At 72.9% G+C, this 22,519-nt stretch carries 20 protein-coding genes; 12 read left to right on the forward strand and 8 right to left on the reverse strand.

Annotated elements, in window-relative coordinates; genetic code table 11:
- Positions 1-25: 25 nt before the first annotated feature.
- Complete coding sequence (locus AB0917_RS25565; protein ID WP_366822005.1) at positions 26-937, reverse strand: LysR family transcriptional regulator; 912 nt, start codon at positions 935-937, stop codon at positions 26-28.
- A 67-nt stretch (positions 938-1,004) separates the two neighbouring features.
- On the opposite strand from AB0917_RS25565, the gene AB0917_RS25570 reads away from it, so the two are divergent.
- From AB0917_RS25570 to AB0917_RS25595, 6 genes are all read left to right on the forward strand, one after another.
- Entirely contained in the window at positions 1,005-1,178 is a 174-nt protein-coding gene (locus AB0917_RS25570) for a putative leader peptide (RefSeq protein ID WP_366822006.1), read from the forward strand.
- Positions 1,179-1,437: 259 nt separating this feature from the next.
- Entirely contained in the window at positions 1,438-2,544 is a 1,107-nt protein-coding gene (sfnG, locus tag AB0917_RS25575) for a dimethylsulfone monooxygenase SfnG (protein WP_366822007.1), read from the forward strand.
- Positions 2,545-2,620: 76 nt separating this feature from the next.
- Positions 2,621-3,838, forward strand: a complete 1,218-nt coding sequence (locus tag AB0917_RS25580) for an acyl-CoA dehydrogenase family protein (protein ID WP_366822008.1) — start codon at positions 2,621-2,623, stop codon at positions 3,836-3,838.
- Positions 3,839-3,909: 71 nt separating this feature from the next.
- Entirely contained in the window at positions 3,910-4,464 is a 555-nt protein-coding gene (gene ssuE, locus AB0917_RS25585) for an NADPH-dependent FMN reductase (protein WP_366822009.1), read from the forward strand.
- Between the two features lie 69 nt (positions 4,465-4,533).
- Positions 4,534-5,706: an SfnB family sulfur acquisition oxidoreductase gene (locus AB0917_RS25590; RefSeq protein WP_366822024.1), complete on the forward strand. Its 1,173-nt coding sequence runs from the start codon at positions 4,534-4,536 to the stop codon at positions 5,704-5,706.
- Between the two features lie 37 nt (positions 5,707-5,743).
- Positions 5,744-6,904, forward strand: a complete 1,161-nt coding sequence (locus AB0917_RS25595; RefSeq protein WP_366822010.1) for an LLM class flavin-dependent oxidoreductase — start codon at positions 5,744-5,746, stop codon at positions 6,902-6,904.
- A gap of 109 nt (positions 6,905-7,013) precedes the next feature.
- Here AB0917_RS25595 and AB0917_RS25600 read toward each other — a convergent pair whose 3' ends face one another.
- Together AB0917_RS25600 and AB0917_RS25605 are read right to left on the reverse strand one after the other, a co-directional pair.
- A complete protein-coding gene (locus AB0917_RS25600; protein ID WP_366822011.1) occupies positions 7,014-8,465 on the reverse strand; it encodes a penicillin-binding transpeptidase domain-containing protein in 1,452 nt (483 codons plus the stop codon).
- 85 nt (positions 8,466-8,550) lie between these two features.
- A complete protein-coding gene (locus AB0917_RS25605; protein WP_366822012.1) occupies positions 8,551-9,321 on the reverse strand; it encodes an IclR family transcriptional regulator in 771 nt (256 codons plus the stop codon).
- A gap of 186 nt (positions 9,322-9,507) precedes the next feature.
- Between AB0917_RS25605 and AB0917_RS25610 the strand changes: the two genes are divergently transcribed.
- The 4 genes from AB0917_RS25610 (at position 9,508) to AB0917_RS25625 (ending at position 13,715) form a co-directional block, all read left to right on the forward strand.
- Positions 9,508-11,028: an aldehyde dehydrogenase (NADP(+)) gene (locus tag AB0917_RS25610; RefSeq protein WP_366822013.1), complete on the forward strand. Its 1,521-nt coding sequence runs from the start codon at positions 9,508-9,510 to the stop codon at positions 11,026-11,028.
- Positions 11,025-11,636, forward strand: a complete 612-nt coding sequence (locus AB0917_RS25615; RefSeq protein ID WP_366822014.1) for a DUF1349 domain-containing protein — start codon at positions 11,025-11,027, stop codon at positions 11,634-11,636. The genes AB0917_RS25610 and AB0917_RS25615 overlap by 4 nt, the downstream gene beginning before the upstream one ends.
- A gap of 180 nt (positions 11,637-11,816) precedes the next feature.
- Entirely contained in the window at positions 11,817-12,533 is a 717-nt protein-coding gene (locus tag AB0917_RS25620; RefSeq protein WP_366822015.1) for a DsbA family oxidoreductase, read from the forward strand.
- A gap of 102 nt (positions 12,534-12,635) precedes the next feature.
- Positions 12,636-13,715 (forward strand): aminotransferase class V-fold PLP-dependent enzyme, encoded by a 1,080-nt coding sequence (locus AB0917_RS25625; protein WP_366822016.1) that lies wholly within the window; start codon positions 12,636-12,638, stop codon positions 13,713-13,715.
- 215 nt (positions 13,716-13,930) lie between these two features.
- Here the strand turns inward: AB0917_RS25625 and AB0917_RS25630 are convergent, their stop codons facing one another.
- Positions 13,931-14,437: a MarR family winged helix-turn-helix transcriptional regulator gene (locus tag AB0917_RS25630; RefSeq protein ID WP_366822017.1), complete on the reverse strand. Its 507-nt coding sequence runs from the start codon at positions 14,435-14,437 to the stop codon at positions 13,931-13,933.
- 167 nt (positions 14,438-14,604) lie between these two features.
- Here AB0917_RS25630 and AB0917_RS25635 point away from each other — a divergent pair, with 167 nt between their 5' ends.
- The gene (locus AB0917_RS25635) at positions 14,605-15,678 is read left to right on the forward strand and encodes an alkene reductase (RefSeq protein ID WP_366822018.1); all 1,074 of its coding nucleotides are present in this window, start codon (positions 14,605-14,607) and stop codon (positions 15,676-15,678) included.
- An 18-nt stretch (positions 15,679-15,696) separates the two neighbouring features.
- Here AB0917_RS25635 and AB0917_RS25640 read toward each other — a convergent pair whose 3' ends face one another.
- Genes AB0917_RS25640 through AB0917_RS25655 form a run of 4 tightly spaced genes read right to left on the reverse strand, consistent with a single transcriptional unit; the run spans position 15,697 to position 19,981 of the window.
- Positions 15,697-16,731 carry a LacI family DNA-binding transcriptional regulator gene (locus AB0917_RS25640; RefSeq protein ID WP_366822019.1) on the reverse strand — a complete coding sequence of 345 codons (1,035 nt, stop codon included), beginning with the start codon at positions 16,729-16,731 and terminating at the stop codon, positions 15,697-15,699.
- Between the two features lie 45 nt (positions 16,732-16,776).
- The gene (locus AB0917_RS25645; RefSeq protein ID WP_366822020.1) at positions 16,777-17,682 is read right to left on the reverse strand and encodes a carbohydrate ABC transporter permease; all 906 of its coding nucleotides are present in this window, start codon (positions 17,680-17,682) and stop codon (positions 16,777-16,779) included.
- 2 nt (positions 17,683-17,684) lie between these two features.
- Positions 17,685-18,665, reverse strand: a complete 981-nt coding sequence (locus tag AB0917_RS25650; protein WP_366822021.1) for a sugar ABC transporter permease — start codon at positions 18,663-18,665, stop codon at positions 17,685-17,687.
- On the reverse strand, positions 18,662-19,981 hold the full coding sequence (locus tag AB0917_RS25655) for an extracellular solute-binding protein (protein ID WP_366822022.1): 1,320 nt from the start codon (positions 19,979-19,981) through the stop codon (positions 18,662-18,664). The genes AB0917_RS25650 and AB0917_RS25655 overlap by 4 nt, the downstream gene beginning before the upstream one ends.
- A gap of 284 nt (positions 19,982-20,265) precedes the next feature.
- On the opposite strand from AB0917_RS25655, the gene AB0917_RS25660 reads away from it, so the two are divergent.
- Positions 20,266-22,299: a beta-galactosidase gene (locus AB0917_RS25660; RefSeq protein ID WP_366822023.1), complete on the forward strand. Its 2,034-nt coding sequence runs from the start codon at positions 20,266-20,268 to the stop codon at positions 22,297-22,299.
- Positions 22,300-22,519: the final 220 nt, after the last annotated feature.

Consider the following 22,519-nt stretch of genomic DNA (forward strand, 5'->3'; position numbering starts at 1 on the left):
GGCCCGGGGCCACCGTACGGCCGCCTCAGGAGCCGCCCGTACGGTGCGCCTCGGCGCGTTCCACGAAGATCCGGTGCAGGTCGCGGGCGGCCCGGGGCACCGACCCCGAACGGCTGCGCTGCACCACCAGGAGCACTCTGGTGGCGTCCCCCTCCAGCGGCCGGCAGGTGATCGCCCCGGTGCGCTCCAGCGGGTCCCCGACCACGCTGTAGTCCGGCAGCAGGGTGACCCCCAGGCCCTCCGCCACCATCAGCTTGCCCATCTCCGCGCCGTCGGCGGAGTACGAGAACGACGGCACCCGGCCCTTCAGCAGCCGGTGGGTGAAGCGGTGCATCACATAGCCGGCCCGCATCACGATCAGCGGCTCGCCCAGCAGGTCGTCCACCCCGACCGACCCCAGCGCCGCCAGCGGGCTGTCGGGGCGCAGGCAGACGACCGGGCGGCCCCGGAGCAGCTGGGTGGTGTGCAGGTCCGGCGCCAGGTCGTCGCCCTCCAGGTAGTTCACCAGGCCGAGGTCGACACCGCCCTCCAGCAGCGAGCGGTGGATCACCGACTGCTGGGCCGCGATCACCTCCACCTCGGTGGCCGGGTGCAGCGCGTGGAACTCCCGGATCGCCGGTACGAGAAGGGGGACCGTCGCCGCGAACACCGTGCCGAGCCGGACCGTACGGCTGGTGCGGTGCTGCTCGTCGGCGGCCCGGCGCAGCCGGTCGACCGCGTCCAGCACCCCGATGATGTGCGGCAGCAGCTCGCGCCCCGCGTCGCTGATCGTCGCCCCCGACCGCTTGCGGTCCAGCACGGCCACCCCCAGCTCGCGCTCCAGGTTCCGTACGGTCTCGCTCAACGCGGGCTGGGACAGGTGCATTTCCTCCGCCGCCCGGCGCAGCGAGCCGAGCCGGGTGACGGCCTCGATGTACTCCAGCTGTTCGATCCGCACGGCGGCCCTCTCCTCGGCTTCCCCGACCCGGCTCCGGTGGAAGGGGAACCCTATCGCTCCCTCGCCGATGCCTTCTCGACCTGGAGCGTTCCGGCACCTTACTGTGGAACCCGAAGGCGCCCCCGGACCACCGGGTGTCCGCCACGGAACGCGAAAGGAGAGGGATGTGCGCCGCCTGACCCGCCGCCGCCACATCGACCTCGGCCGCGTTTCCAGCGCCTTCTGTTGTCGCGAAGTCTGAGGAGAGGCCCCCTCCTTCGCGCTCCCGTGCGGGAGAGGCACCTTCCTTCGCGCCCCCGCGTACGACGCCGTGCGCCCGCGCGCGGGTGCGGTGACCCCCGCACTCTCCCCCCGCGCCCCTCGCTCCCGCCGCCCCTGATCGGGTTTCTCGATCACCGGGGCCGCCTGGCCGTGCCCACGGCCGTACCCACCCCGCCTCCTTTGCGCTCCCCCCGCACGCCCCGGGAGCGCGCCCCGCCTTCCTGTTCCGGGAGAACCACATGCCCACTGTGCCCTTGGCCGACCCCGTCCGCTTCGCGTACTGGGTGCCCAACGTCAGCGGCGGCCTCGTCACCAGCACCATCGAGCAGCGCACCGACTGGGGATACGACTACAACCGCGAACTCGCCGTCCTCGCCGAGGACAACGGCTTCGACTACGCGCTCAGCCAGGTCCGCTACATGGCCAGTTACGGCGCCGAGTACCAGCACGAGTCCACCTCCTTCAGCCTCGCCCTGCTGCTCGCCACCCAGCGGCTGAAGGTCATCGCCGCCGTCCACCCCGGTCTCTGGCACCCCGGTGTCCTCGCCAAACTGGGCGCCACCGCCGACCACCTGAGCAACGGGCGCTTCGCCGTCAACGTGGTCAGCGGCTGGTTCAAGGACGAGTTCACCGCGCTCGGCGAACCCTGGCTGGAGCACGACGAGCGCTACCGCCGCTCCGAGGAGTTCATCCGGGCCCTGCGCGCCGTCTGGACCGAGGACCACGCCGAACTCGCCGGGGACTTCTACCGCATCCGGGACTTCTCCCTGAAGCCCAAGCCGATCGCCGCACCGGGCCGCCCGCACCCGGAGATATTCCAGGGCGGCAACTCCACCGCCGCCCGGCGGATGGCCGGACGCGTCTCCGACTGGTACTTCTCCAACGGCAAGGACTTCGACGGCGTCACCGAGCAGATCGACGACGTCCGCACCGCCGCCGAGGGCGCCGGACGTACCCCGCCGCGCTTCGGCCTCAACGGCTTCCTCATCGCCCGCGACACCGAGGCCGAGGCCCGCGACACCCTCCGCGAGATCGTCGCCAAGGCCGACACGGAGGCCGTCCACGGCTTCGGCTCGGCCGTCAGGCAGGCCGGGAGCTCCACCGCCGACGGCAAGGGCATGTGGCAGGACTCCTCCTTCGAGGACCTCGTCCAGTACAACGACGGATTCCGTACGGGGCTCATCGGCACCCCGGAACAGGTCGCGGAGCGGATCGTCGCCTACAAGCGCCTCGGCGTCGACCTGCTGCTCCTCGGCTTCCTCCACTACCACGAGGAGGTCGAGTTCTTCGGCAAGAAGGTGCTCCCGCTCGTCCGCGAGCTGGAGGCCGGGGACCCGCTCCCGTGACCCCGCCCGCAGACCTTCCCGCAACCCCCTCGCACGCTCTCCCCGCAACCCTCGAACGGTCGTCGAAAGGTTCATCATGAGCACCGCAGCGCCCACCCAGTGGAAGACCCTCCCGGCCCCCGACGGCCCCCAGGCGTGGATCGAGCGCGCCGCCGAGGTCGCCGCCCTCCTCGCCACCGACGCCGCCGCCCGCGACAAGGCGGGCGCCACCCCGTACACCGAGATCCAGCTGCTCAAGGACTCCGGACTCGTCACCCTGCTCGGCCCGGCCGAACACGGCGGCGGGGGCCAGGACTGGACGACCGCCTACCGGGTGATCCGTGAGGTCGCCAAGGCCGACGGCTCCATCGGGCAGCTCCTCGGCTACCACTACCTGTGGAACTGGGCCGCCCGTCTCGTCGGCACCCGCGAGCAGTGGGAGCACATCGAGGCCGAGGCCGTCCGGCAGACCTGGTTCTTCGGGGGCGCCGTCAACCCGCGCGACAGCGACGTGGTGGTCACCGAGGACGGCGACGACCTCGTCTTCACCGGCGCCAAGACCTTCTCCACCGGCAGCAAGGTCTCCGACGTCACCGTCCTCGAAGGCGTCCTGGAAGGCACCGACCAGCACATCTTCGCCATCGTGCCCTCCGACAGCGAAGGGCTCGTCTTCCACGACGACTGGGACAACATCGGCCAGCGCCTCACCGAGAGCGGCGGCGTCACCATCGACGGCGTCCGCACCCCGTGGGCGTCGGCCGCCGGTTACGTCGACAAGGAGTTCCGGCCCCGCGTCTACAACACCCTCAACGTGCCGACGATCCAGCTGGTGTTCATCAGCTTCTACCTGGGCATCGCCGCCGGCGCCCTGGAGACCGCCGCCACCTACACCCGCACCAAGACGCGCTCCTGGCTGCACGGCGGCTACGACAAGGCCGTCGACGAGCCGTACGTCATCGACACCTACGGCGACCTGACCGCCAAGCTCTGGGCCGTCGAAGCCCTGGCCGACGCCGTCGCCGCCGAGGGGCAGCGGCTCCACGACGCCCCGGACGAGGTGACCGAGCGCTCCCGCGGCGAGTTCGAGGTCCGGGTCGCCGCGGCCAAGGCCCGCGCCACCGATGTGGCCCTGGAGGTCACCAGCCGCATCTTCGAGGTCACCGGCGCCCGCGCCACCGCCTCCGCCGAGGGCCTCGACCGCTTCTGGCGCAACGTGCGCACCCACACCCTGCACGACCCGGTCGCCTACAAGCGCCGCGAGGTCGGGCGCCACGTCCTGACCGGCGAACTCCCCGAACCCACCTGGTACTCCTGACCCGCCGTCCCGGGCCCGGGGGCGGACCTCCACCGCCCCCGGGCCCGGGACACCCCCAGAGAAGAGGTCCCATGGCCACCGTCCTGTCGGTCTCCGGCAGCCCCTCCGCCACCTCCCGCACCGCCCGGCTGCTGCGCCACCTCGACGCCGACCTCCGGGCCCAGGGCCACGAGGTCGTACCGCTCGACGTCCGTACGCTGCCCGCCGAGGCGCTCCTCGGCGCCGACTTCGCCCACCCCGACATCGTCCGCGCCACCGGACTGTTCGCCCGCGCCGACGGCGTCGTCATCGGCACCCCCGTCTACAAGGCGGCCTACTCCGGCCTGCTCAAGACCCTCCTGGACCTGCTGCCCCAGTACGCGCTGACCGGCAAGACCGTCCTCCCGCTCGCCACCGGTGGCACCACCGCCCACGTCCTGGCGCTCGACTACGCGCTGCGCCTGGTGCTCTCGTCGATGGGCGCCGCGCACATCGTCCCGGGCTGGTTCGTCCTGGACCGCCACATCACGGCGGGCGACGACGGGGGAGTGGTCCTCGACCCCGCCTCGGCCGCCCCGCTCGACCAGGTCGTCACCCAGTTCGCCACCGCCCTGGACCGGACGGCCCCCGTACCCGCCACCCGCTGACCCCTACCCGCACCCCCTGGAGGCAGGCCCGTGACCGCGCCGACCCGACGACCGCCCACCACCGCGCGGGTGATCCGCGACGACGCGGAGGCGCTGCGCACCGCCGCCGGACTCGCCGAGGAGTTCCGCCCCGGCGCCTGCGGACGGGACGCCCGCCGTGAGCTGCCCCGCGCCGAACTCGACCGGCTCACCGCCACCGGCCTCCTCGCCGTCACCGTCCCGGCCGAGCACGGCGGGGCCGACGTCCGTGCCGCCACCCTCGCGGAGGTCTTCCGGCTGCTGGCCTCCGCCGACGCCAGCCTGGCGCAGATCCCGCAGAGCCACTTCGCGTACGTCAACGTCCTTAGGCAGCAGGGGAGTCCGGAGCAGCGGGCCTTCTTCTTCGCCGAGGTACTGGCCGGCCGCCGCTTCGGCAACGCCCAGTCCGAGGTCGGGACCAGGCACCTCCAGGACATCCGCACCCGGCTGGTGGCCACGGGCGACGGCTCGTACCTCCTGACCGGGGTGAAGAACTACTCCACCGGGGCCCTCTTCGCCGACTGGATCCCCGTCCTCGCCCGCGGCCGGGACGACCTGCTCCATGTCGCGTACGTCCCCGCCGGCGCCCCCGGCCTCACCGTGACCGACGACTGGGACGGCATGGGGCAGCGCACGACCGCGAGCGGCACGGTCACCCTGGAGTCCGTACGGGTCCCGGCGGCCCACGTCGTCCCGCACCACCTCACCTTCACCGGCCCCCAACTCCACGGCGCTCTGGCCCAGTTGCTGCACACCGCCATCGACGCCGGGATCGCCGCCGGAGCGCTGGCGGAGGCGGTGGAGTTCGTGACGACCCGGAGCCGGCCCTGGTTCGAGAGCGGGTACGAGAGCGCCGCCGAGGACCCCCTCCTCATCCAGCGCTTCGGTGAACTCGCCGTCCGCCACCGGGCCGCCGACGCCCTGCTGGCCGCCGCCGCGCGGGCCGTGGACAGCGCACGGGCGGAGCTGGACGACGACAGCGCGGCCGAGGCGTCGATCGCGGTGGCGGCGGCGAAGGCGTACGCGGGGAGCGCGGCGCTGGAGATCGCGGACGCGCTCTTCGAGGTCTCCGGGACGCGCGCCGCCCTCGACAGCCTCAACCTGCACCGGCACTGGCGCGACGCCCGCACCCACACCCTGCACGACCCCGCCCGCTGGAAGATCCAGCACATCGGGCGGTACGTCCTCAACGGCACCCGCCCACCCCGCCACGGCCTCCTGTGACCTGCCCCCTTCCCGTACGCATCCCTTCGGAGAGACGATGTCCCTGACCTTCCACTGGTTCCTGCCCACCAACGGCGACAGCCGCCATGTCGTGGGAGGCGGCCATGGAACCCCGGTCACGGCGGCGGGCGGCGACCGGCCGCCGACGGTCCGCTACCTCGCCCAGACAGCCCGCGCCGCCGAGGACGTCGGCTTCACCGGGGTGCTCACCCCCACCGGGGCGTGGTGCGAGGACGCCTGGCTGACCACGGCGATGGTCAGCCAGCACACCGAGCGGCTGAAGTTCCTGGTCGCCTTCCGCCCCGGGTTCGTCTCGCCGACGCTCGCCGCCCAGATGGCCTCCACCTACCAGCGGCAGACCGGCGGACGGCTGCTGCTGAACGTCGTGACCGGCGGCGAGAGCCATGAACAGCGCGCCTACGGGGACTTCCTGGACAAGGACGCCCGCTACGCCCGCACCGGCGAGTTCCTGGAGATCGTCCGGCAGTTGTGGGACGGCAAGACCGTCGACCTGGACGGGGAACACCTCCACGTCGAGCAGGCCCGGCTCACCCGGGTCCCCGACCCCGTACCGGAGATCTACTTCGGCGGCTCCTCCCCGGCGGCCGGCCGCGTCGCCGCCCGCCACGCGGACGTCTACCTCACCTGGGGCGAGCCGCCGGCCCAGGTCGCGGAGAAGATCGCCTGGATCAGGTCCCTCGCCGCCGAACAGGGCCGCACCGTACGGTTCGGCATCCGGCTGCACGTGATCACCCGGGACACCTCGCAGGCGGCCTGGGCCGAGGCGGACCGGCTGCTCGCCGGCTTCGACCCGGCCACCGTGCGGTCGGTCCAGGAGGGGCTGGCGCGCAGCGAGTCCGAGGGGCAGCGGCGGATGCTGGAGCTGCACGGCGGCGGCCGGGACGGCCTGGAGATCCACCCCAACCTGTGGGCCGGCATCGGCCTCGTCCGGGGCGGCGCGGGCACCGCCCTGGTCGGCAGCCACGCGGAGGTCGCCGAACGGATCAGGGAGTACCACGCGCTGGGCATCGACGAGTTCGTGCTCTCCGGCTACCCGCACCTGGAGGAGGCGTACTGGTTCGGCGAGGGCGTCCTGCCCCGGCTGGCCGAGGCGGGACTGTGGACGCACCCGGCGGGGCCGGTCCGGCCGGGCGGCGCCACGGAGATCCCGTTCGCGGGCGGGGCGGGGGCGCGGTAGGGGCGGGTACGGGGTGGGGCCGGCGGTACGGGGACGGTGGCGGGGGCACGCCGACCGTACGGGGTGAGGAGGCCGAACGCATCCCGCGCTCGCCGGCCCCCTGCCTCGCTCACCGCTCCAGCGCCGCCTTCATCATCTTCTGCGCGATCGGCGCCGCGAGGCCGTTGCCGCTGACCTCGGAGCGCGCCGAGCCGGAGTCCTCGACGATCACCGCGACGGCGACCTCCTTGCCGCCGCTGTCGTCCTTCGCGTACGAGGTGAACCAGGCGTAGGGGGTGTTGCTGTTGTCCACGCCGTTCTGCGCGGTCCCCGTCTTCCCGCCGACCTCGGCCCCGGCGATACGGGCGTTGGTGCCGGTGCCCTCCTCCACGACGGTCACCATCGCGCTGCGCAACTGCTTCGCGGTCTCCTCCCGCACCACCCGCTCGCTCTGCCCGTCAGCGGTCTCCTCCAGCGTGGACCCGTCCCCGTCCGTCACGGCCGAGACCATGTGCGGGGCGGCCAGCTCACCGCCGTTGGCGAGGGCCGCGGTGACCATCGCCATCTGGAGCGGGGTCGCGGTGACCTCGAACTGGCCGATGCCCGTCAGCGCCGTCTGCGCGTCGTCCATGCCGGTCGGGTAGACGCTCGGCGCCGCCCGCACCGGGACGTCCAGCTTCTCCGTGTCGAACCCGAACGCGTCCGCCATCTCCTTGACCTTGTCCTGGCCGAGGTCGGCCGCCACCTTGGCGAAGACGTTGTTGCAGGAGAACCGGAGGGCGGTGCGCAGGGTCGCGTTCTCGCAGGGGGCGGAGGCGTTCTCGTTGCGCAGGACCGTGCGGGTGCCGGGGAGGGTGTACGGGTCGGGGCTCTCGGTGGCCTCGTCGACCGAGCCGTACAGCCCGTTCTCCAGCGCCGCCGCCGCGACCACCAGCTTGAACGTGGAGCCCGGCGCCAGCGGCTGCCGCAGCGCCCGGTTGACCAGCGGCTTGTCCTGGTCGTCCAGCAGCTCCTGCCAGGCGTCGCCGCTGTCCGTACCGCTGATGTCCGAGGGGTCGTACGAGGGGGTGGAGACCATGCCCAGGATGCGGCCGGTCCCCGGCTCGATGGCCACCGCCGCGCCCTTGTCGTCGCCGAGCGCCTCGTAGGCCGCCTTCTGGACGCCCGGGTCGATGGTGGTGAGGACGTTGCCGGGGGCGGCCTGTCTGCCGGTGATCAGGTCGGCCGGGTTCTTCAGGCGGTTGTCCGTGCCGTCCAGGACGTCGCCGTAGATGCCTTCGAGCTGGGTCGCCCCGTACGCCTGCGAGCTGTAGCCCGTCACGGCCGCGTAGAGCTCGCCCTGGGTGTAGGTCCTCTTGTACCGGAGGTCGCCACCGCTGGTCCCCTTCGATCCGGTGACCGGCGAACCGGCCACGATGATGTCCCCGAGCGGCCGCGCGTACTGCGCGATGGTGTTCCGCCGGTTGTGCTCGTCGTCTGCGAGCGCCTTGGCCTGGTAGCCCTGCACCCAGGTCGCCCGCACCAGCAGGGCGAGCACCATGAGCAGACAGAAGACCGAAGCGCGCCTGATTGTCTTGTTCATCCCGCTGGAGGGACGAGTGGGGGCGCCGCGCCCGTTCCCGGTTGTGCCGCTTCTCACCGATTTCTCACGTCGTCGGCGCCCCGGGTCAGAGCCTCCGCGTGGCGAGGGCCAGCCGGTCGCGGGCGTCCAGCAGGGCGTCCTTGACCGTCCGCTCGTGGGCGGGGGTGAGGCGGGCGACCGGGACCGAGCAGCTGACCGCGTCGCGGGCGGGCGTGCGGTAGGGGATCGCGACGCCGAAGCAGCGCAGGCCGAGGGTGTTCTCCTCGCGGTCCACCGCGTACCCCCGCTCGCGGACCAGGCGCAGCTCCTCGATGAGCTTCTCGCGGTCGGTGATCGTGTGCTCGGTCAGCGCGGGCAGCGTCTCGGGGAGCATCTCGCGGATCCGCTCGTCGCTGTGGGTGGCCAGCAGCGCCTTGCCGAGCGAGGTGGAGTGCGCGGGCAGCCGGCGGCCGACCCGGGTGAAGGGGCGCAGGTAGTGCTGGGACTGCCGGGTGGCGAGGTAGACCACGTCCGTCCCGTCGAGCCGGGCCAGGTGGATGGTCTCCGTGGTGTCGTCCAGGAGCCGGTCCAGGGTGGGCCGGGCGGCGGCCACGACCTCGTCGCCGTCGATGTAGGAGGTGCCCACCAGCAGGGCGCGCACCCCGATCCCGTACCGGGTGCCCGTCGCGTCGGTCTCCACCCAGCCGAGCTCGACCAGGGTGCGCAGCAGCATGTAGAGGCTGGACTTGGGGTAGCCCACGGCCTCCTGGACGGCGGCGAGCGAGTGCATGCCGGGGCGCCCCGCGAAGTGTTCGAGCAGCTCCACCGTCCGTACCGCGGACTTGACCTGTGCCCCACCGGGCTCGGCGACCGACATCGCCCCACGCTCCTTCTTCGGTCCTCGGCTCTGCGCCCGGAAAGCCCACCACCATGGATTGCCAACACGGAACGCCCGGAAATAGAGTCCGAGCATATTCATGATCAGGAACTCTGTTCAGAATACCGAACGCTTTCTGATGTGCGGCCCCGCGTGCGAGGGCCGCCGGACCCGGAGGGAATCACGGTGAGCGCAGCACCAGTCTGGAGTGTCGATCCCCGGAGCGGGAACCCGCGCGAGCAGGTCGCGGTGGAGGCCACCGCCGAGGAGGTCGACCGCGCGGTCCGGGCGGCCCACTCCGTACGCGGCGCCCTGGCCGACCGCACGGCACGCGCCGCGTTCCTGCGCGCCGCGGCGGAACTGCTGGAGGAGTCCGACGAGCACATCATCGAGGCCGCCGACGCGGAGACCGCCCTCGGCCCGGCCCGGCTCACCGGGGAACTCGCGCGCACCGCGGCCCAGTTGAGGGCCTTCGCGGAGGTCGTCGACGAAGGTGCCTACCTCGACATCCACATCGACCACGAGGACGGCTCCCGCACCCCGCCCTGGCCCGACCTGCGCCGCTACAAGATCCCGCTCGGGGTCGTCGCCGTCTACGCGGCCAGCAACTTCCCGCTCGCCTTCTCCGTCCCCGGCGGCGACACCGCCAGCGCCCTCGCGGCGGGCTGCCCGGTCGTCGTCAAGGCGCACCCCGGCCACCCGGCCACCTCCGAGCTCTGCGCCTCGGTGCTCCGCCGCGCCGCCGCCCGCACCGGCCTGCCCGAAGACGTGGTGACCCTGGTCCACGGCTTCGACGCGGGCGTCGAGCTGGTCCGCCACCCGCTGGTGAGCGCGGCGGGCTTCACCGGATCGGTGCGCGGCGGACGCGCCCTGTTCGACGCGGCGGCCGCCCGCCCCGTCCCCATCCCCTTCCACGGCGAACTCGGCTCGCTCAACCCGGTCGTCGTCACCGGCGCGGCCGCCGCCGAGCGGGCGGAGCGGATCGGCGCCGGGCTCGGCTCCTCGATGACCCTGGGCGTCGGCCAGTTCTGCACCAAGCCCGGCTTCGTCCTCGCCCCCGCCGGCGACACGGGCGACCGGCTGGTCAAGGCCCTCACCGAGACGGTCAGCTCCGCCGGCTCCGGGGTGATGCTGGACCACCGGATGCGGGACGCCTTCCTCGCGGGCGTACGCGAACGGACGGAGCTCCCGGACGTCGAGGCCCCCGTCACCCCCGGCGCGGGCGGCGAGCACACCGTCTCCGCCGGATTCCTCACCGTCCCGGCCGCCCACCTGGCCGCCGAGGGCCCGCACGACGCGCTCCTGGAGGAGTGCTTCGGCCCGGTCACCGTGATCGCCCGGTACGCCTCCGAGGACGAGGTCGCCGCCGTCCTCGCCCGCCTCCCCGGCAACCTCACCGCCACCCTCCAGACCGCGACGGAGGGCGACGACCCGGAGGCGGCCGCGCTCCTCACCGCCCTCGCCCCGCTCGCCGGCCGCATCCTGGTCAACGGCTGGCCGACCGGCGTCGCCGTCGCCCCCGCCCAGCACCACGGCGGCCCCTACCCGGCCGCCACCTCCGCCTCCACCTCGGTCGGCGCCACCGCCATCGAGCGCTGGCTGCGCCCGGTGACGTACCAGAGCACCCCCGAAGCGCTCCTCCCGCCGGAGCTGCGCGAGGCCAACCCGCTGGAGCTGCCCCGCCGCGTGGACGGACGCCGGGCATGAGCCTCCAGCTGGACGCACTCCCCTTCGCCCTGGACCCCTGTGGCCCCGACGGGCGCTGGACGCACGCCGACGGAATCCTGACCGGCCGCGCGGGCCCCGGCCAGGACCTCTTCGTACCGCCCACCGCCGACACCCCGGCCTCCACCACCGACGCGCCACGCCTGCTCGGCCCGGTGGGCGACGGCGACTTCCGGCTCCTGGCCCGGATCCGCCCCGGCCTGGCCGCGGCGGGCGACGCCGGGGCGCTGCATCTCCACCTCGGCGACCAGGAGTGGGCCAAGCTCTGCCTGGAGCACTCCTCGGGCCTCGCGACCGTGTGCAGCGTCGTCACCCGGGGCCACTCCGACGACGCCAACGCGTTCGTGGTGGAGGAGGACAGCCACTGGCTCCGCCTCAGCCGCACCGGCAACGCCTACGCCTTCCACGCCTCCGCCGACGGCGAGACCTGGACCTTCGTCCGCGTCTTCACCCTGGGCACCCCGCACCAGCGGGCGGCGGCTCGGGCCGGCTTCCTGGTGCAGTCCCCCACGGGGGAGGGCTGCGGCGCGGTCTTCGACCGGATCGCGTTCCTGGCCGGGGGAGTGGAGGACCTGCGCGACGGGCGGTGACACGGGGCCGCCGCGGAGTAAGGACCGCGGCGGCCCCGGCCCGGCCGGCTTCTGGTCCGCCTCGCCCCGCGCCGGCCCCGGCTCCGGGAATCAGCTGGTCAGGTTCGGTGTTCGACCGAGAGGTCTGTCCCGAGGAGGGACTCCGCAACCCGTCCGCGACCCCTGGAGAGAAGAAGAGTCATGCGCGTCGAGATCTGGTCCGATATCGCCTGTCCCTGGTGCTACATCGGCAAGGCCCGCTTCGAGAAGGGGCTCGCCGAGTTCGCCCACCGGGACGAGGTCGAGGTCGTGCACCGCTCCTACGAGCTCGACCCCGGGCGGGCCAAGGGGGAGAGGGAGCAGGTCATCGACATGCTGGCCACCAAGTACGGGCGGACCCGTGAGGAAGCCGCCGCCATGGAGGCCAACGTGGCGGCCAACGCGCGGGCCGAGGGGCTCGGTTACCGCACCGAGGGCCGGGACCACGGGAACACCTTCGACATCCACCGGCTGCTGCACCTGGCCAAGGCCCGCGGCCGCCAGGACGAACTGCTGACCCTCGCCTACCGGGCCAACTTCGCGGAGGAGCGCTCGGTCTTCGACGACGACGTGCTCCTCGCCCTCGCCGTGGAGGCCGGGCTCGACGCCGACGAGGCGCGGGCGGTGCTCACCGACCCGGCGGCGTACGCGGACGAGGTCCGGGCCGATGAGCGCGAGGCGTCCGAACTGGGCGCCGACGCGGTGCCGTTCTTCGTGCTCGACCGGCGGTACGGGATCTCCGGCGGCCAGCCCTCGGAGGTCTTCGTCCAGGCGCTGGAGCAGGCGTGGAAGGACCGTCCGGCCACCACACCGACCACCGTCGGCGGCGACGCGGCGGCCTGCGGCACGGACGGCGCCTGCGAGGTTCCCGAGGGCTGAGCCCCGCACCGCCTCCGCGCGCCGCACCCATGGCAATGTCCTGGGTGCGTCTCGCGGATCGCGGTGATTGACCAGGGGCGGCGGGGCCTCCAGGCTGAGCGCATGACGATCTCTCCGCTCAGCTCTCCGCTCAGCCAGGCGGCCGCCGCCGAGTTCGCCCCGGAGGTCACGTACCTCAACACCTCCAGCTGGGGGCTGCTGCCCCGCCGGACCGTCGCCGCCGTCAAGGCCCTCGCCGACGAGAACGCCGCCGGCCGCCGGATCGGCGCGGGCAGCTTCGACGCGGTGGAGGCGGCACGGGCCGGCTTCGCCCGGCTCGCCGGGGTCCGGCCGGACCGGGTCGCCACCGGCAGCTCGGTCACCGTCCACGTCGGGCTGATCGCCGCCTCGCTCCCGGCGGGCGCCGAAGTCCTGGCACCCGAGGGCGAGTTCGCCTCCGTCGTCAGCCCGTTCGCACTCCGCGGCGACCTGCGCATGCGGTACGTCCCGCTCGGTGACCTCGCCGACGCCGTACGGCCCACGACCGCGCTCGTCGCCTTCTCCTCGGTCCAGTCGGCCGACGGCCGGGTCGCCGACCTCGCCGCCGTCCGCACCGCCGCCGCCGCGCACGGGGCCCGGACCCTGCTGGACGCCACCCAGTCGGCGGGCTGGTTCCCGCTGGACGCCGGGGCGTACGACTACACCGTGACCGGCGGCTTCAAGTTCCTGCTCTGCCCCCGGGGTACGTCGTTCCTCACCGTGACCGAGGAGGCGCAGGCCACCCTGCCGCACCTCTTCGCGGGCTGGGTCACCGCCGGGGCGCCCTGGAGCGGCAACTACGGTCCGCTGGAGCGGGTCGCCCCCGGCGCGAGGGGGTTCGACGCGCCGCCCGCCTTCCTCTCGTACCACGGGGCCGAGCACTCCCTCGCGCTGCTCGCGGAGATCGGCACCGACGCGCTGTACGCGCACGCCACCTCCCTCGCCGCCCGGCTGCGCTCGGGGCTGGCGGAGCTGGGGCACGAGGTGGTGCCCGGGGAGTCGGCGATCGTCTCCGCGCCGGGGCTCGAGAGCCGCGAACCGCAGCTCGCGAAGGCCGGGATCGCGGTCTCCACGCCCGTCGGGAACCTGCGGATCTCCTGTCACCTCTACAACACCGAGGCGGATGTGGACCGGGTGCTGGACGTGTTGGGCCGGCCGGCCTGAGGGCCCCGCGTCCGCTCGGTCCGGCGGCTCTTCGGCCGCTCAGCCCTTTGACCGCTCAGCACCTTGGACTCTCGGCCCCTTGGACCCTCGGGGACCCTTGGCTCCCAGCCCCGCAGCCGCCCAGCCCCGCAGTCGCCCAGTCGTGCGGCCCCGCAGCCGCCCAGCCCCGCAGCCGTGCGGCCCCGGGCGCCCCGTCTCCCTCGGCCCCGCTCCGGTCAGCCCTGCCCTGGGCACCCCTCCGTCTCGTGGCAGAGGTTGGCCTCCACCTTCGCCAGCAGCCGTGTCAGCTCACCGCGCTCATCGCTCTCCAGCCCCGCGAGCGTCTGCTCCTCCAGGCTGTCCCACGCGTCCCGCACCGCCGTGTGCAGCGCGCAGCTCTCGTCCGTCGCCTCGACCAGTACGGCCCGCCGGTCGTCCGGGTCGGGGCGGCGGCGTACATGCCCGGTCTGCTCGAGGCGCTGGAGCATCTTGGTGACCGTGGACGGGTCCAGGTCCAGGGTCTTGATCAGCTCGGCCTGGCGGACCGGCCCCACGTCCCACAGGTGCATCATCAAGAGCTCCTGGCCCGGGTAGAGCCCCAGCCCCTTCAGCAGCTTCCCCGCCGCGATCCGGTGCAGCCGGGCGACGCGCGAGACGGCATGGCTCACGGGACCACAGGGCGCCGCTCCCGGCAGCGCGTCAGTACAGGCGGCTTCCGCGGTGCTGATACGGCCGGTCTTCATGTCGGGGCTCCTCGGTGCTGCTCCGGTGGTATTTCGATGATTTCCAGCAGCTTCCGGCCACTTTACCTTGGTCGGCCAAACAATGCGCTACAGTGGCGGTCAGCGCCAATGATTGGCCGACCACATACTTATTCCGGCTCGGCCCACATACTTCTCTGGGAGCTCGCATGACCACCGCTTTCGACCCGATCGACCTGTCCGGCACCCCGCTGGCCAACCGCATCGTGATGGCCCCGATGACCCGGAGCCGGGCGGGCGAGGGCGGCACGGCCACCGAGCTCACGGCCGCCTACTACGCCCAGCGCGCCTCGGCCGGCCTCGTCATCACCGAGGGCATCCAGCCCTCCGTCGTGGGCCAGGGCTACCCCTTCACGCCGGGGCTGCACAGCGCCGAGCAGGTCGCCTCCTGGCGCAAGGTCACCGACGCGGTGCACGCCGAGGGTGGCCGGATCTTCGCCCAGATCATGCACGCGGGCCGCATCGGCCACCCGGTCCTGCTCCCCGACGGCCTGGTCCCGGTCGGCCCCTCCCCGATCAAGGCCGAGGGCCAGGTCTACACCGACGAGGGCCCCAAGGACTTCGTCGAGCCGCACGAGCTGACCGACGCCGAGATCCGGCAGACCATCGCCGACTTCGTCTCCGCCTCCCGCAACGCCATCGAGGCCGGGTTCGACGGGGTCGAGCTGCACGGGGCCAACGGCTACCTCATCCACCAGTTCCTCGCGCCCAACGCCAACCTGCGCACCGACGAGTGGGGCGGCTCGGACGCCGGCCGCATCCGGTTCGCCGTGGAGGTCGTCAAGGCGGTCGCGGCCGAGATCGGCGCCGCCCGCACCGGGCTGCGCATCTCGCCCTCGAACCCGTACAACGACATCGACGAGCCGGCCCCGGAAGCCGTCTACACCGCGCTGGTCCAGGAGATCGAGCCGCTCGGCATCGCCTACCTGCACATCCTGGAGAACGCCCCGATCCGCGAGCTGACCCTCGCCCTGCGCAAGAAGTTCACCGGCCCCGTCCTCATCAACATCCACTCCGACGGGCCGACCGGGCCGGACGACCACACCGTGATCGACGACGGGATCGCCGACCTGATCTCGTACGGCGTGCTCTTCCTCGCCAACCCGGACCTGCCCGCCCGGCTCAAGGCCGGAGGCCCCTTCAACGACCCCGACCCGTCGACGTTCTTCGGCGGCGACGCCAAGGGCTACACCGACTACCCGGCGCTGGACGCCGTCAAGTAGTCCGCGCCGAGCGCCGGGTCACGCCGAGTCCCGGCGTACCAGCTCGGTGGGGAGGATCACCGCGGCCGGGTCCTCCCCGCCGATCCGGGCCAGCAGCACCCGCACCATCTCGGCGCTGATCCGGTCCCACGGCTGCCGGATCGTCGTCAGGGCCGGGCGGGAGGCGACGGCTGCGGGGGAGTCGTCGAAGCCGCCCACCGCGACATCCTGGGGTACGCGCCGCCCGGCCCGCTCCAGCGCCGCCAGCACGCCCTGGGCCATCAGGTCCGACGCGACGAACACCGCGTCCAGCTCCGGGGCCCGCTCCAGCAGCGCGGCGGCGGCCGCCTCGCCGCCCGCGCGGCTGTAGTCGCCCTGGGCGATCAGCGCCTCGTCGGCGGGCAGCCCGCACTCCGCGAGCGTCTCCCGGTACCCCGCCAGGCGCTCCACCCCACCGGGGGTGTCCAGCGGCCCGCTGACCGTGGCGATCCGGCGCCGCCCGGAGGCGTACAGGAAGCGCACCATGTCCCGCGCGCCGTCCCGGTCGTCCGCCGCCACGTAACTCACCTTCGAGCCCTGCCCGATCGGCTTGCCGCAGGCCACCAGCGGAATCCCGGCCTCGTGCAGCTGGGCGGCGACCGGATCGCCGGAGTGGCTGGAGACCAGCAGGACCCCGTCCACATGGCCGGCGATGTAGCGCATGTTGCGGCGGCGCTCCGCCTCCGTGCCCGCGATCATCAGCAGCAGCGGGATGTCGTGCGCGGCGAGGGCCGACGTACAACCCCGCAGCAGAACGTTGAAGTTCGGGTCCTCGAAGAACCGCTCCTGCGGCTCGGTCAGCAGGAACGCCACCGAGTTGGAGCGGCCGGTGATCAGGGACCGGGCATGCCGGTTCACCGTGTAACCGGTCTTGCGGATGGCGGAGTTGACCGCGTCGAGCGCGGCGGGGCTGACGTTGTGGCCGCCGTTGAGGACCCGGGAGACCGTGCCCCGGGAGACCCCCGCCTCCCGTGCCACGTCGTGGATGGTCGGCGGCCGGCGGCGGCCCGCGCCGGTCTGTTCAGTGCGGCTCATGGTGCATGATCTTTCATCATCGAGGGCCCTGACGTTGGGGAGCGGTCAGGACTTTACGGCTCCGGAGAGCAGATCGAGGCTCCAGAAGCGCTGGATGACCAGGAACAGGGCGATCAGCGGGACGATGGCGAGCAGCGCTCCCGTGATCACCAGGGTGTAGAGGGCGGGCGTGCTCGCGCCCTGTTGGAGCAGCGTGTACAGGCCCAGCGTGACGGGGAACTTCTCGTCGTCGCCGAGCATGATGTACGGCAGCAGGAAGTTGTTCCAGATCGCGACGAACTGGAACAGGAAGACGGTCACCAGACCCGGCAGCATCATCGGCAGCGCGATCGTCCGGAAGATCCGCCACTCCCCGCCGCCGTCCATCCGCCCCGCCTCGACGACATCGCCGGGCACGGCGGCAGCCGCGTAGATCCGGGCGAGGTAGACCCCGTACGGGGAGAGGATCACCGGGAGCAGCACGGAGAGGTACGAGTCCGTGAGGTCGGCCTTGGCCAGCAGCAGGTACTGCGGCACCGCGAGGATCACCGGCGGCATCAGCACCCCGGCCAGCAGGATGTTGAAGAGGGACTCGCGGCCCCGGAAGCGGTACATCGCCAGCGCGTAGCCGGAGACGGCGGAGACGGCCGTCGAGAGCAGCGCGCCGACGCCCGCGTAGAAGGCGGAGTTGGCCATCCACCGCCAGTAGACGCCCTCCCGGTACGCGGTGAGGTCGCCGACGTTGTCGGCGAAGCCGGTGCCGGGCAGGAAGGTGAAGGTGGAGAACAGCTCGCTGCCGGACTTGGTCGAGGCGACCAGCACCCAGGCGACGGGCAGCAGGCAGTAGAGCGCGCCGAGGAGGAGGGCGGCGGTCGGCAGCAGCGGGAAGCGGCGGGGGCGGTCGGGGCCCGGGGCCGGCGGCGCGGAGACCCGGGCCGGTGGCGGGGCGGTCGGCAGGACGGGGGCGCTCATGGTCATGCTCCCTGCTTCGTACGGGAGTTGCTCGTACGGGGGCTGCCCGTACGGGAGTTGCTCGTGCGGGGCTCCCCCGTACGGGAGTTGGCCGCCCGCAGGAAGCCGAAGGACAGGGCCAGGGTGGCGGCGGCGATGATGACCGCCTGGGCGGCGGCCGCGTGGATGTCGTTGTTGACGAACGCGTCCTGGTAGACCTTCATCAGCGGACTCCACGTGGTGGAGAGGGAGTTGGTGAGCGGCTTCAGGGTGGTCGGTTCGCTGAACACCTGGAGCGTGGCGATGATCGAGAAGAAGAAGGTGAGCACCAGCGAGGGCGCCACCATCGGGATCTTGATCCGCACGGCGATCTGCCACGGCGAGCAGCCGTCCAGCCGGGCCGCCTCGAAGACCTCGGCCGGGATCGCCCGCAGCGCGGTGTAGATCACGATCATGTTGAAGCCGGTGCCGCCCCAGACGGCGATGTTGGCCAGGGCGACGTAGAGCGGGCCGCCGTCCAGCAGATCGGGCTGCGGCAGCCCGGCCCGCTCCAGCAGGTAGTGGAAGGGGCTGACGGTCGGCAGGTAGAGGAAGCCCCACATCAGGGCGGCGACCACACCCGGAACGGCGTACGGCAGGAAGATCGCCAGCCGGGTGAAGCCGCGCAGCCGGACCCGGTCGCTGTCCAGCAGCAGGGCGAAGAGGAGGGCGAGCCCGAGCATCACGGGGACGACGATCGCGCCGTACCCGAGGATGCGCAGCGCCCCGTGGAGCAGCTCGGAGTCGGTGAGCGCGTCGGCGTAGTTGGCGAGCCCGGCCCAGACCTCCTCCCGCGCGCCCCGGCCGAGCCCGAGGCCCTTGACCTCGGTGCGGCGCAGGCTCAGCAGGAGGGCGTAGCCGATGGGCAGGGCGAAGAAGAGCAGGAAGAGCAGGGCTGCGGGGGCCAGGAAGAGGTACGGGGCGCTCTTGACCCCGTACCTCTTCGTGCGGCGCGGGCGTGTCACTCGGAGACTCCGAAGCCCTGCTTCTTCAGGTCGGTGACCGTGGCGTCGTGCATGGCGGTGAGCGCCGTGCCGAAGTCGCCCTTCCGCTTGGCCGCGGCGGCGAAGTTGTCCTTGAAGGCGGTGTACGCGACGTTGACGTTCGGGCCCCAGGCGGCCGGGGCGGTGCCCGCGGCGATCTTCGCGGCCTCGGTGTAGAAGCCGGGCTGGCCGGCGAAGTAGTCGGGGGCCTTGGCCAGCGCGCCGCCGGTCTGGGCGGCGGTCGCGGCCGGGTAGATGCCGCTCTCCTCGACCAGGGCCGCGACCGCCTGCGGGTCGGTGTTCAGCCAGGTGGCGAAGGTGGCGGCGGCCTTCTTGTGCGGCGAGTCGTTGGTGACCGCGGTGGAGGAGCCGCCCCAGCTGCCGGTGACGTTCTGCCCGGCCGTCCACTGGGGGAGGGGCGCCATGGCCCACTTGCCCTTGGTGTCCGGGGCGGCCGTGGTGAGCGTGCCGGGCGCCCAGACCGCGCTGACCCAGGCGATCTGGGTGCCGGTGTTGAGCGCCTTGTTCCAGGCGGGGGTGTACATCGGCTGGTTGTCGATGGCCCCCTCCTTCACCAGGGAGCCCCAGAAGTCGGCGACCTTGCGGGTGGCCGGGTCGTCGATGGCGACCTTCCACTTCTCGTCGCCGGTGGTCCACCACTGGGCGCCGGCCTGCTGGGCCAGGCCCGCGAAGAGCCCGGCGTCGTTGGAGGAGAAGGTGGTCAGGGCCTTGTCGGGGGCCTTCTTCTTCAGCGCGCGGGCGGTCTCGGCGAAGGCGTCCCAGGTCTCCGGCACGGTCAGGCCGTACTCCTGAAAGAGGTCCTTGCGGTAGTAGAACATCAGGGGGCCGGAGTCCTGCGGCAGCGCGTACAGGGCGTCGGAGCCGAGCGTGGCCTGCTGCCAGATCCCCTCCGCGAACTGCCCCTTCGTCCCCCCGGCCTCCTCGGAGATGTCGGCCAGCACATCGTTGGAGACCAGGGTGGGCAGCGCCTGGTACTCCGCCTGCACCAGGTCGGGGGCCTTGTGCGCCTTGGCCGCCGTGATGATCTTGGTGACCAGGTCGTCGCCGGACGCCTGCTTCTTCACCGTGACCTTGATCCCGGCCTTCTTGCCCTCGCCCTCGTTCCAGAGGTCCGCGACCTTGTCCAGGCCGGGCGCCCAGGCCCAGTAGGTGAGCGATACGGGGTTGTCGGCCGACGGTCCGTCCGCGCTGTCGCTCTCCGGCGACCCGCAGCCCGAGAGCAGGGCGGTGGCGGTGAGCACGGCTGCCGAGGACGCCGCGACGATGCGGTACTTCATGGGTTCTCCCCTGACGAGAGGCGCGGGTGAGGCGCGGGTGCAGCGCTGCGATGCGCTGTGAGCGTTCACAGTAGAGAAACCAAACCGACACTTGTCAATGGTTGTTGCTGTGCGGTTATGTTGGCCTAGCGCCACCGAGTGAGTGTGTGCACGTTCCCAGAAGTCGTCCCAGAAGTCGTTCACCAGTCGTTTCAGAAGTCGTTCCGGAAACCGCCCCGGAAGCCGATACGGGCACCGCCCCTGAGGCCCCGTCGAACGGTTCCCGCTCGAACCCAGGAGCCCTCATGCCCCACCCCGCTCCCCCCACCGCCCCGCACGGGCTGCGCCGCCTCGCCTTCGGCGGGGACTACAACCCAGAGCAGTGGCCCGAGGAGGTCTGGCACGAGGACATGGCCCTGATGGCGGAGGCCGGGGTCTCCATGGTCAGCGTCGGGATCTTCTCCTGGGCCCTGCTCGAACCCGCCCCCGGCGTCCACGACTTCGGCTGGCTGGACCGCCTCCTGGACCTCCTCCACGAGCACGGCATCCGCGCCGACCTCGGCACCCCCACCGTGGTCCCGCCCGCCTGGTTCTACCGGGCCCACCCCGAGGCGCTCCCGGTCGGCCGGGACGGTGTCCGGTACGCCTTCGGATCGCGCGGCGCGATCTGCCACAGCTCGGCCGCCTACCGCGAGGCCGCCGCCGCCATCACCGAACAGCTCGCCCGCCGCTACGGCAGCCACCCGGCCCTCGCGCTCTGGCACGTCCACAACGAGTACGGCGTCCCCGTCAGCGCCTGCTACTGCGACAGCTGCGCCGCCCACTTCCGCCGCTGGCTCACCACCCGCCACGGCACGGTCGACGCGGTCAACGAGGCCTGGGGCACGGCGTTCTGGGGCCAGCGCTACGGGAGCTTCGACGAGATCGACCCGCCCCGCACCACCCCGACCGTCGGCAACCCCGCCCAGCAGCTCGACTACGCCCGCTTCGCCGACGCCACCATGCGGGAGAACTTCCGCGCGGAGCGGGACATCCTGCACCGGCTCGCCCCGGGCATCCCCGTCACCACCAACTTCATGACCGCGCTCAGCCAGTGCGAGTCCGTCGACTACTGGGCCTGGGGCCGCGAGGTCGACCTGGTCAGCAACGACCACTACCTGATCACCGACGGCCGCCGCACCCACGTCAACCTCGCCATGGCCGCCGACCTCACCCGCTCGGTCGCGGGCGGCGCCCCCTGGCTGCTCCTGGAGCACTCCACCGGCGGCGTCAACTGGCAGCCCCACAACCCCGCCAAGCGCCCCGGCGAGATGGCCCGCAACAGCCTCGCCCACGTGGCCAGGGGATCGGACGGTGCGATGTTCTTCCAGTGGCGGCAGTCCCGGCGCGGCGCCGAGAAGTTCCACTCGGCGATGGTGCCGCACGCCGGGACGGACTCCCGCATCTGGCGCGAGGTCACCCGCCTCGGCGCCGACCTCGGCCTGCTGGACGGGGTCCGGGGGACCCGGACCGTCGCGGACGCCGCCATGGTCTGGGACTGGCAGTCCTGGTGGGCGCAGTCCCTGGAGTGGCGCCCCAGCCAGGAGCACGACGCCCGCGAGCGCGCCGACACCTTCTACGCGGCCCTCTACGACCGCCACCTCACCGTCGACTTCGCCCACCCCGAGGCCGACCTCTCCCGCTACCCGCTGGTGGTCGTCCCGGCCCTCTACCTCGCCTCCGAGGAGACCGGCCGTAACCTGCGCCGGTACGTGGAGGGGGGCGGCACCCTCGTCGTCTCGTACTTCTCCGGGATCGTCGACGACGACGACGCCGTCCACCCCGGCCCCTACCCCGGTGTCCTGCGCGATGTCCTCGGCCTGACCGTGGAGGAGTTCGCCCCCCTGCCCGAAGGAGGAACGGTCCGCCTGACCGCACCCGGAGGACCGGAGCTGACCGGCGACCTCTGGTCGGACGTCGTGATCCCGCGCGGGGCCGAGACCGTCTGGTCGTACGCCGACGGCATCCCGGCCGGCCGGCCCGCCGTCACCCGGCACCGGCTGGGGGAGGGCAGCGCCTGGTACGTCTCCACCCGGCTCGGCGGCCCCGACCTGGACGCGGTCCTGGAGCGGGCCTGCGCGGACGCCCGCATCGCGCCCCGCACCGGGCTGCCGCACGACGTCGAGGTGGTCCGCCGCACCGGCTCCACCGGCACGTACCTCTTCGCGATCAACCACACCGACGCCGACGCCAAGGTGCCGCTCGACGCCCCGGGCACCGAACTCCTCACCGCCGAACCGGCCGCGGGCCACCTCGCCGTACCGGCGGGCGCGGTCCGCGTCGTACGGCTCGACAGCTGACGCCCCTCACCGCTCCCCCCGCACAGTCCAACCGCTCACCCCGCACAGCCGAACCGCTCACCCCACCCCGCACAGTCGAAGGGACACCGACGATGTACGGAACCACGCACCCCCGTCGCGGCAGGGGCGGGGCCGCGGCCGCCCCCCCCGCCCCGCGGCCGGGCGCGCGCCCCCCCCCCCCCCCCCCCCCCCCCCCCCCCCCCCCCCCCCCCCCCCGAGG

It is taken from the genome of Streptomyces sp. NPDC007346, from assembly GCF_040703535.1.
GTDB lineage: Bacteria > Actinomycetota > Actinomycetes > Streptomycetales > Streptomycetaceae > Streptomyces.

Coding starts and splice junctions, on each gene's coding strand:
- AB0917_RS25570 (WP_366822006.1), top strand. CDS start 1,005: ATGCCTTCTCGACCTGGAGCGTTCCGGCACCTTACTGTGGAACCCGAA.
- sfnG (WP_366822007.1), top strand. CDS start 1,438: ATGCCCACTGTGCCCTTGGCCGACCCCGTCCGCTTCGCGTACTGGGTG.
- AB0917_RS25580 (WP_366822008.1), top strand. CDS start 2,621: ATGAGCACCGCAGCGCCCACCCAGTGGAAGACCCTCCCGGCCCCCGAC.
- ssuE (WP_366822009.1), top strand. CDS start 3,910: ATGGCCACCGTCCTGTCGGTCTCCGGCAGCCCCTCCGCCACCTCCCGC.
- AB0917_RS25595 (WP_366822010.1), top strand. CDS start 5,744: ATGTCCCTGACCTTCCACTGGTTCCTGCCCACCAACGGCGACAGCCGC.
- AB0917_RS25600 (WP_366822011.1), bottom strand. CDS start 8,465: ATGAACAAGACAATCAGGCGCGCTTCGGTCTTCTGTCTGCTCATGGTG.
- AB0917_RS25605 (WP_366822012.1), bottom strand. CDS start 9,321: ATGTCGGTCGCCGAGCCCGGTGGGGCACAGGTCAAGTCCGCGGTACGG.
- AB0917_RS25615 (WP_366822014.1), top strand. CDS start 11,025: ATGAGCCTCCAGCTGGACGCACTCCCCTTCGCCCTGGACCCCTGTGGC.
- AB0917_RS25620 (WP_366822015.1), top strand. CDS start 11,817: ATGCGCGTCGAGATCTGGTCCGATATCGCCTGTCCCTGGTGCTACATC.
- AB0917_RS25625 (WP_366822016.1), top strand. CDS start 12,636: ATGACGATCTCTCCGCTCAGCTCTCCGCTCAGCCAGGCGGCCGCCGCC.
- AB0917_RS25630 (WP_366822017.1), bottom strand. CDS start 14,437: ATGAAGACCGGCCGTATCAGCACCGCGGAAGCCGCCTGTACTGACGCG.
- AB0917_RS25635 (WP_366822018.1), top strand. CDS start 14,605: ATGACCACCGCTTTCGACCCGATCGACCTGTCCGGCACCCCGCTGGCC.
- AB0917_RS25640 (WP_366822019.1), bottom strand. CDS start 16,731: ATGAGCCGCACTGAACAGACCGGCGCGGGCCGCCGCCGGCCGCCGACC.
- AB0917_RS25645 (WP_366822020.1), bottom strand. CDS start 17,682: ATGAGCGCCCCCGTCCTGCCGACCGCCCCGCCACCGGCCCGGGTCTCC.
- AB0917_RS25655 (WP_366822022.1), bottom strand. CDS start 19,981: ATGAAGTACCGCATCGTCGCGGCGTCCTCGGCAGCCGTGCTCACCGCC.
- AB0917_RS25660 (WP_366822023.1), top strand. CDS start 20,266: ATGCCCCACCCCGCTCCCCCCACCGCCCCGCACGGGCTGCGCCGCCTC.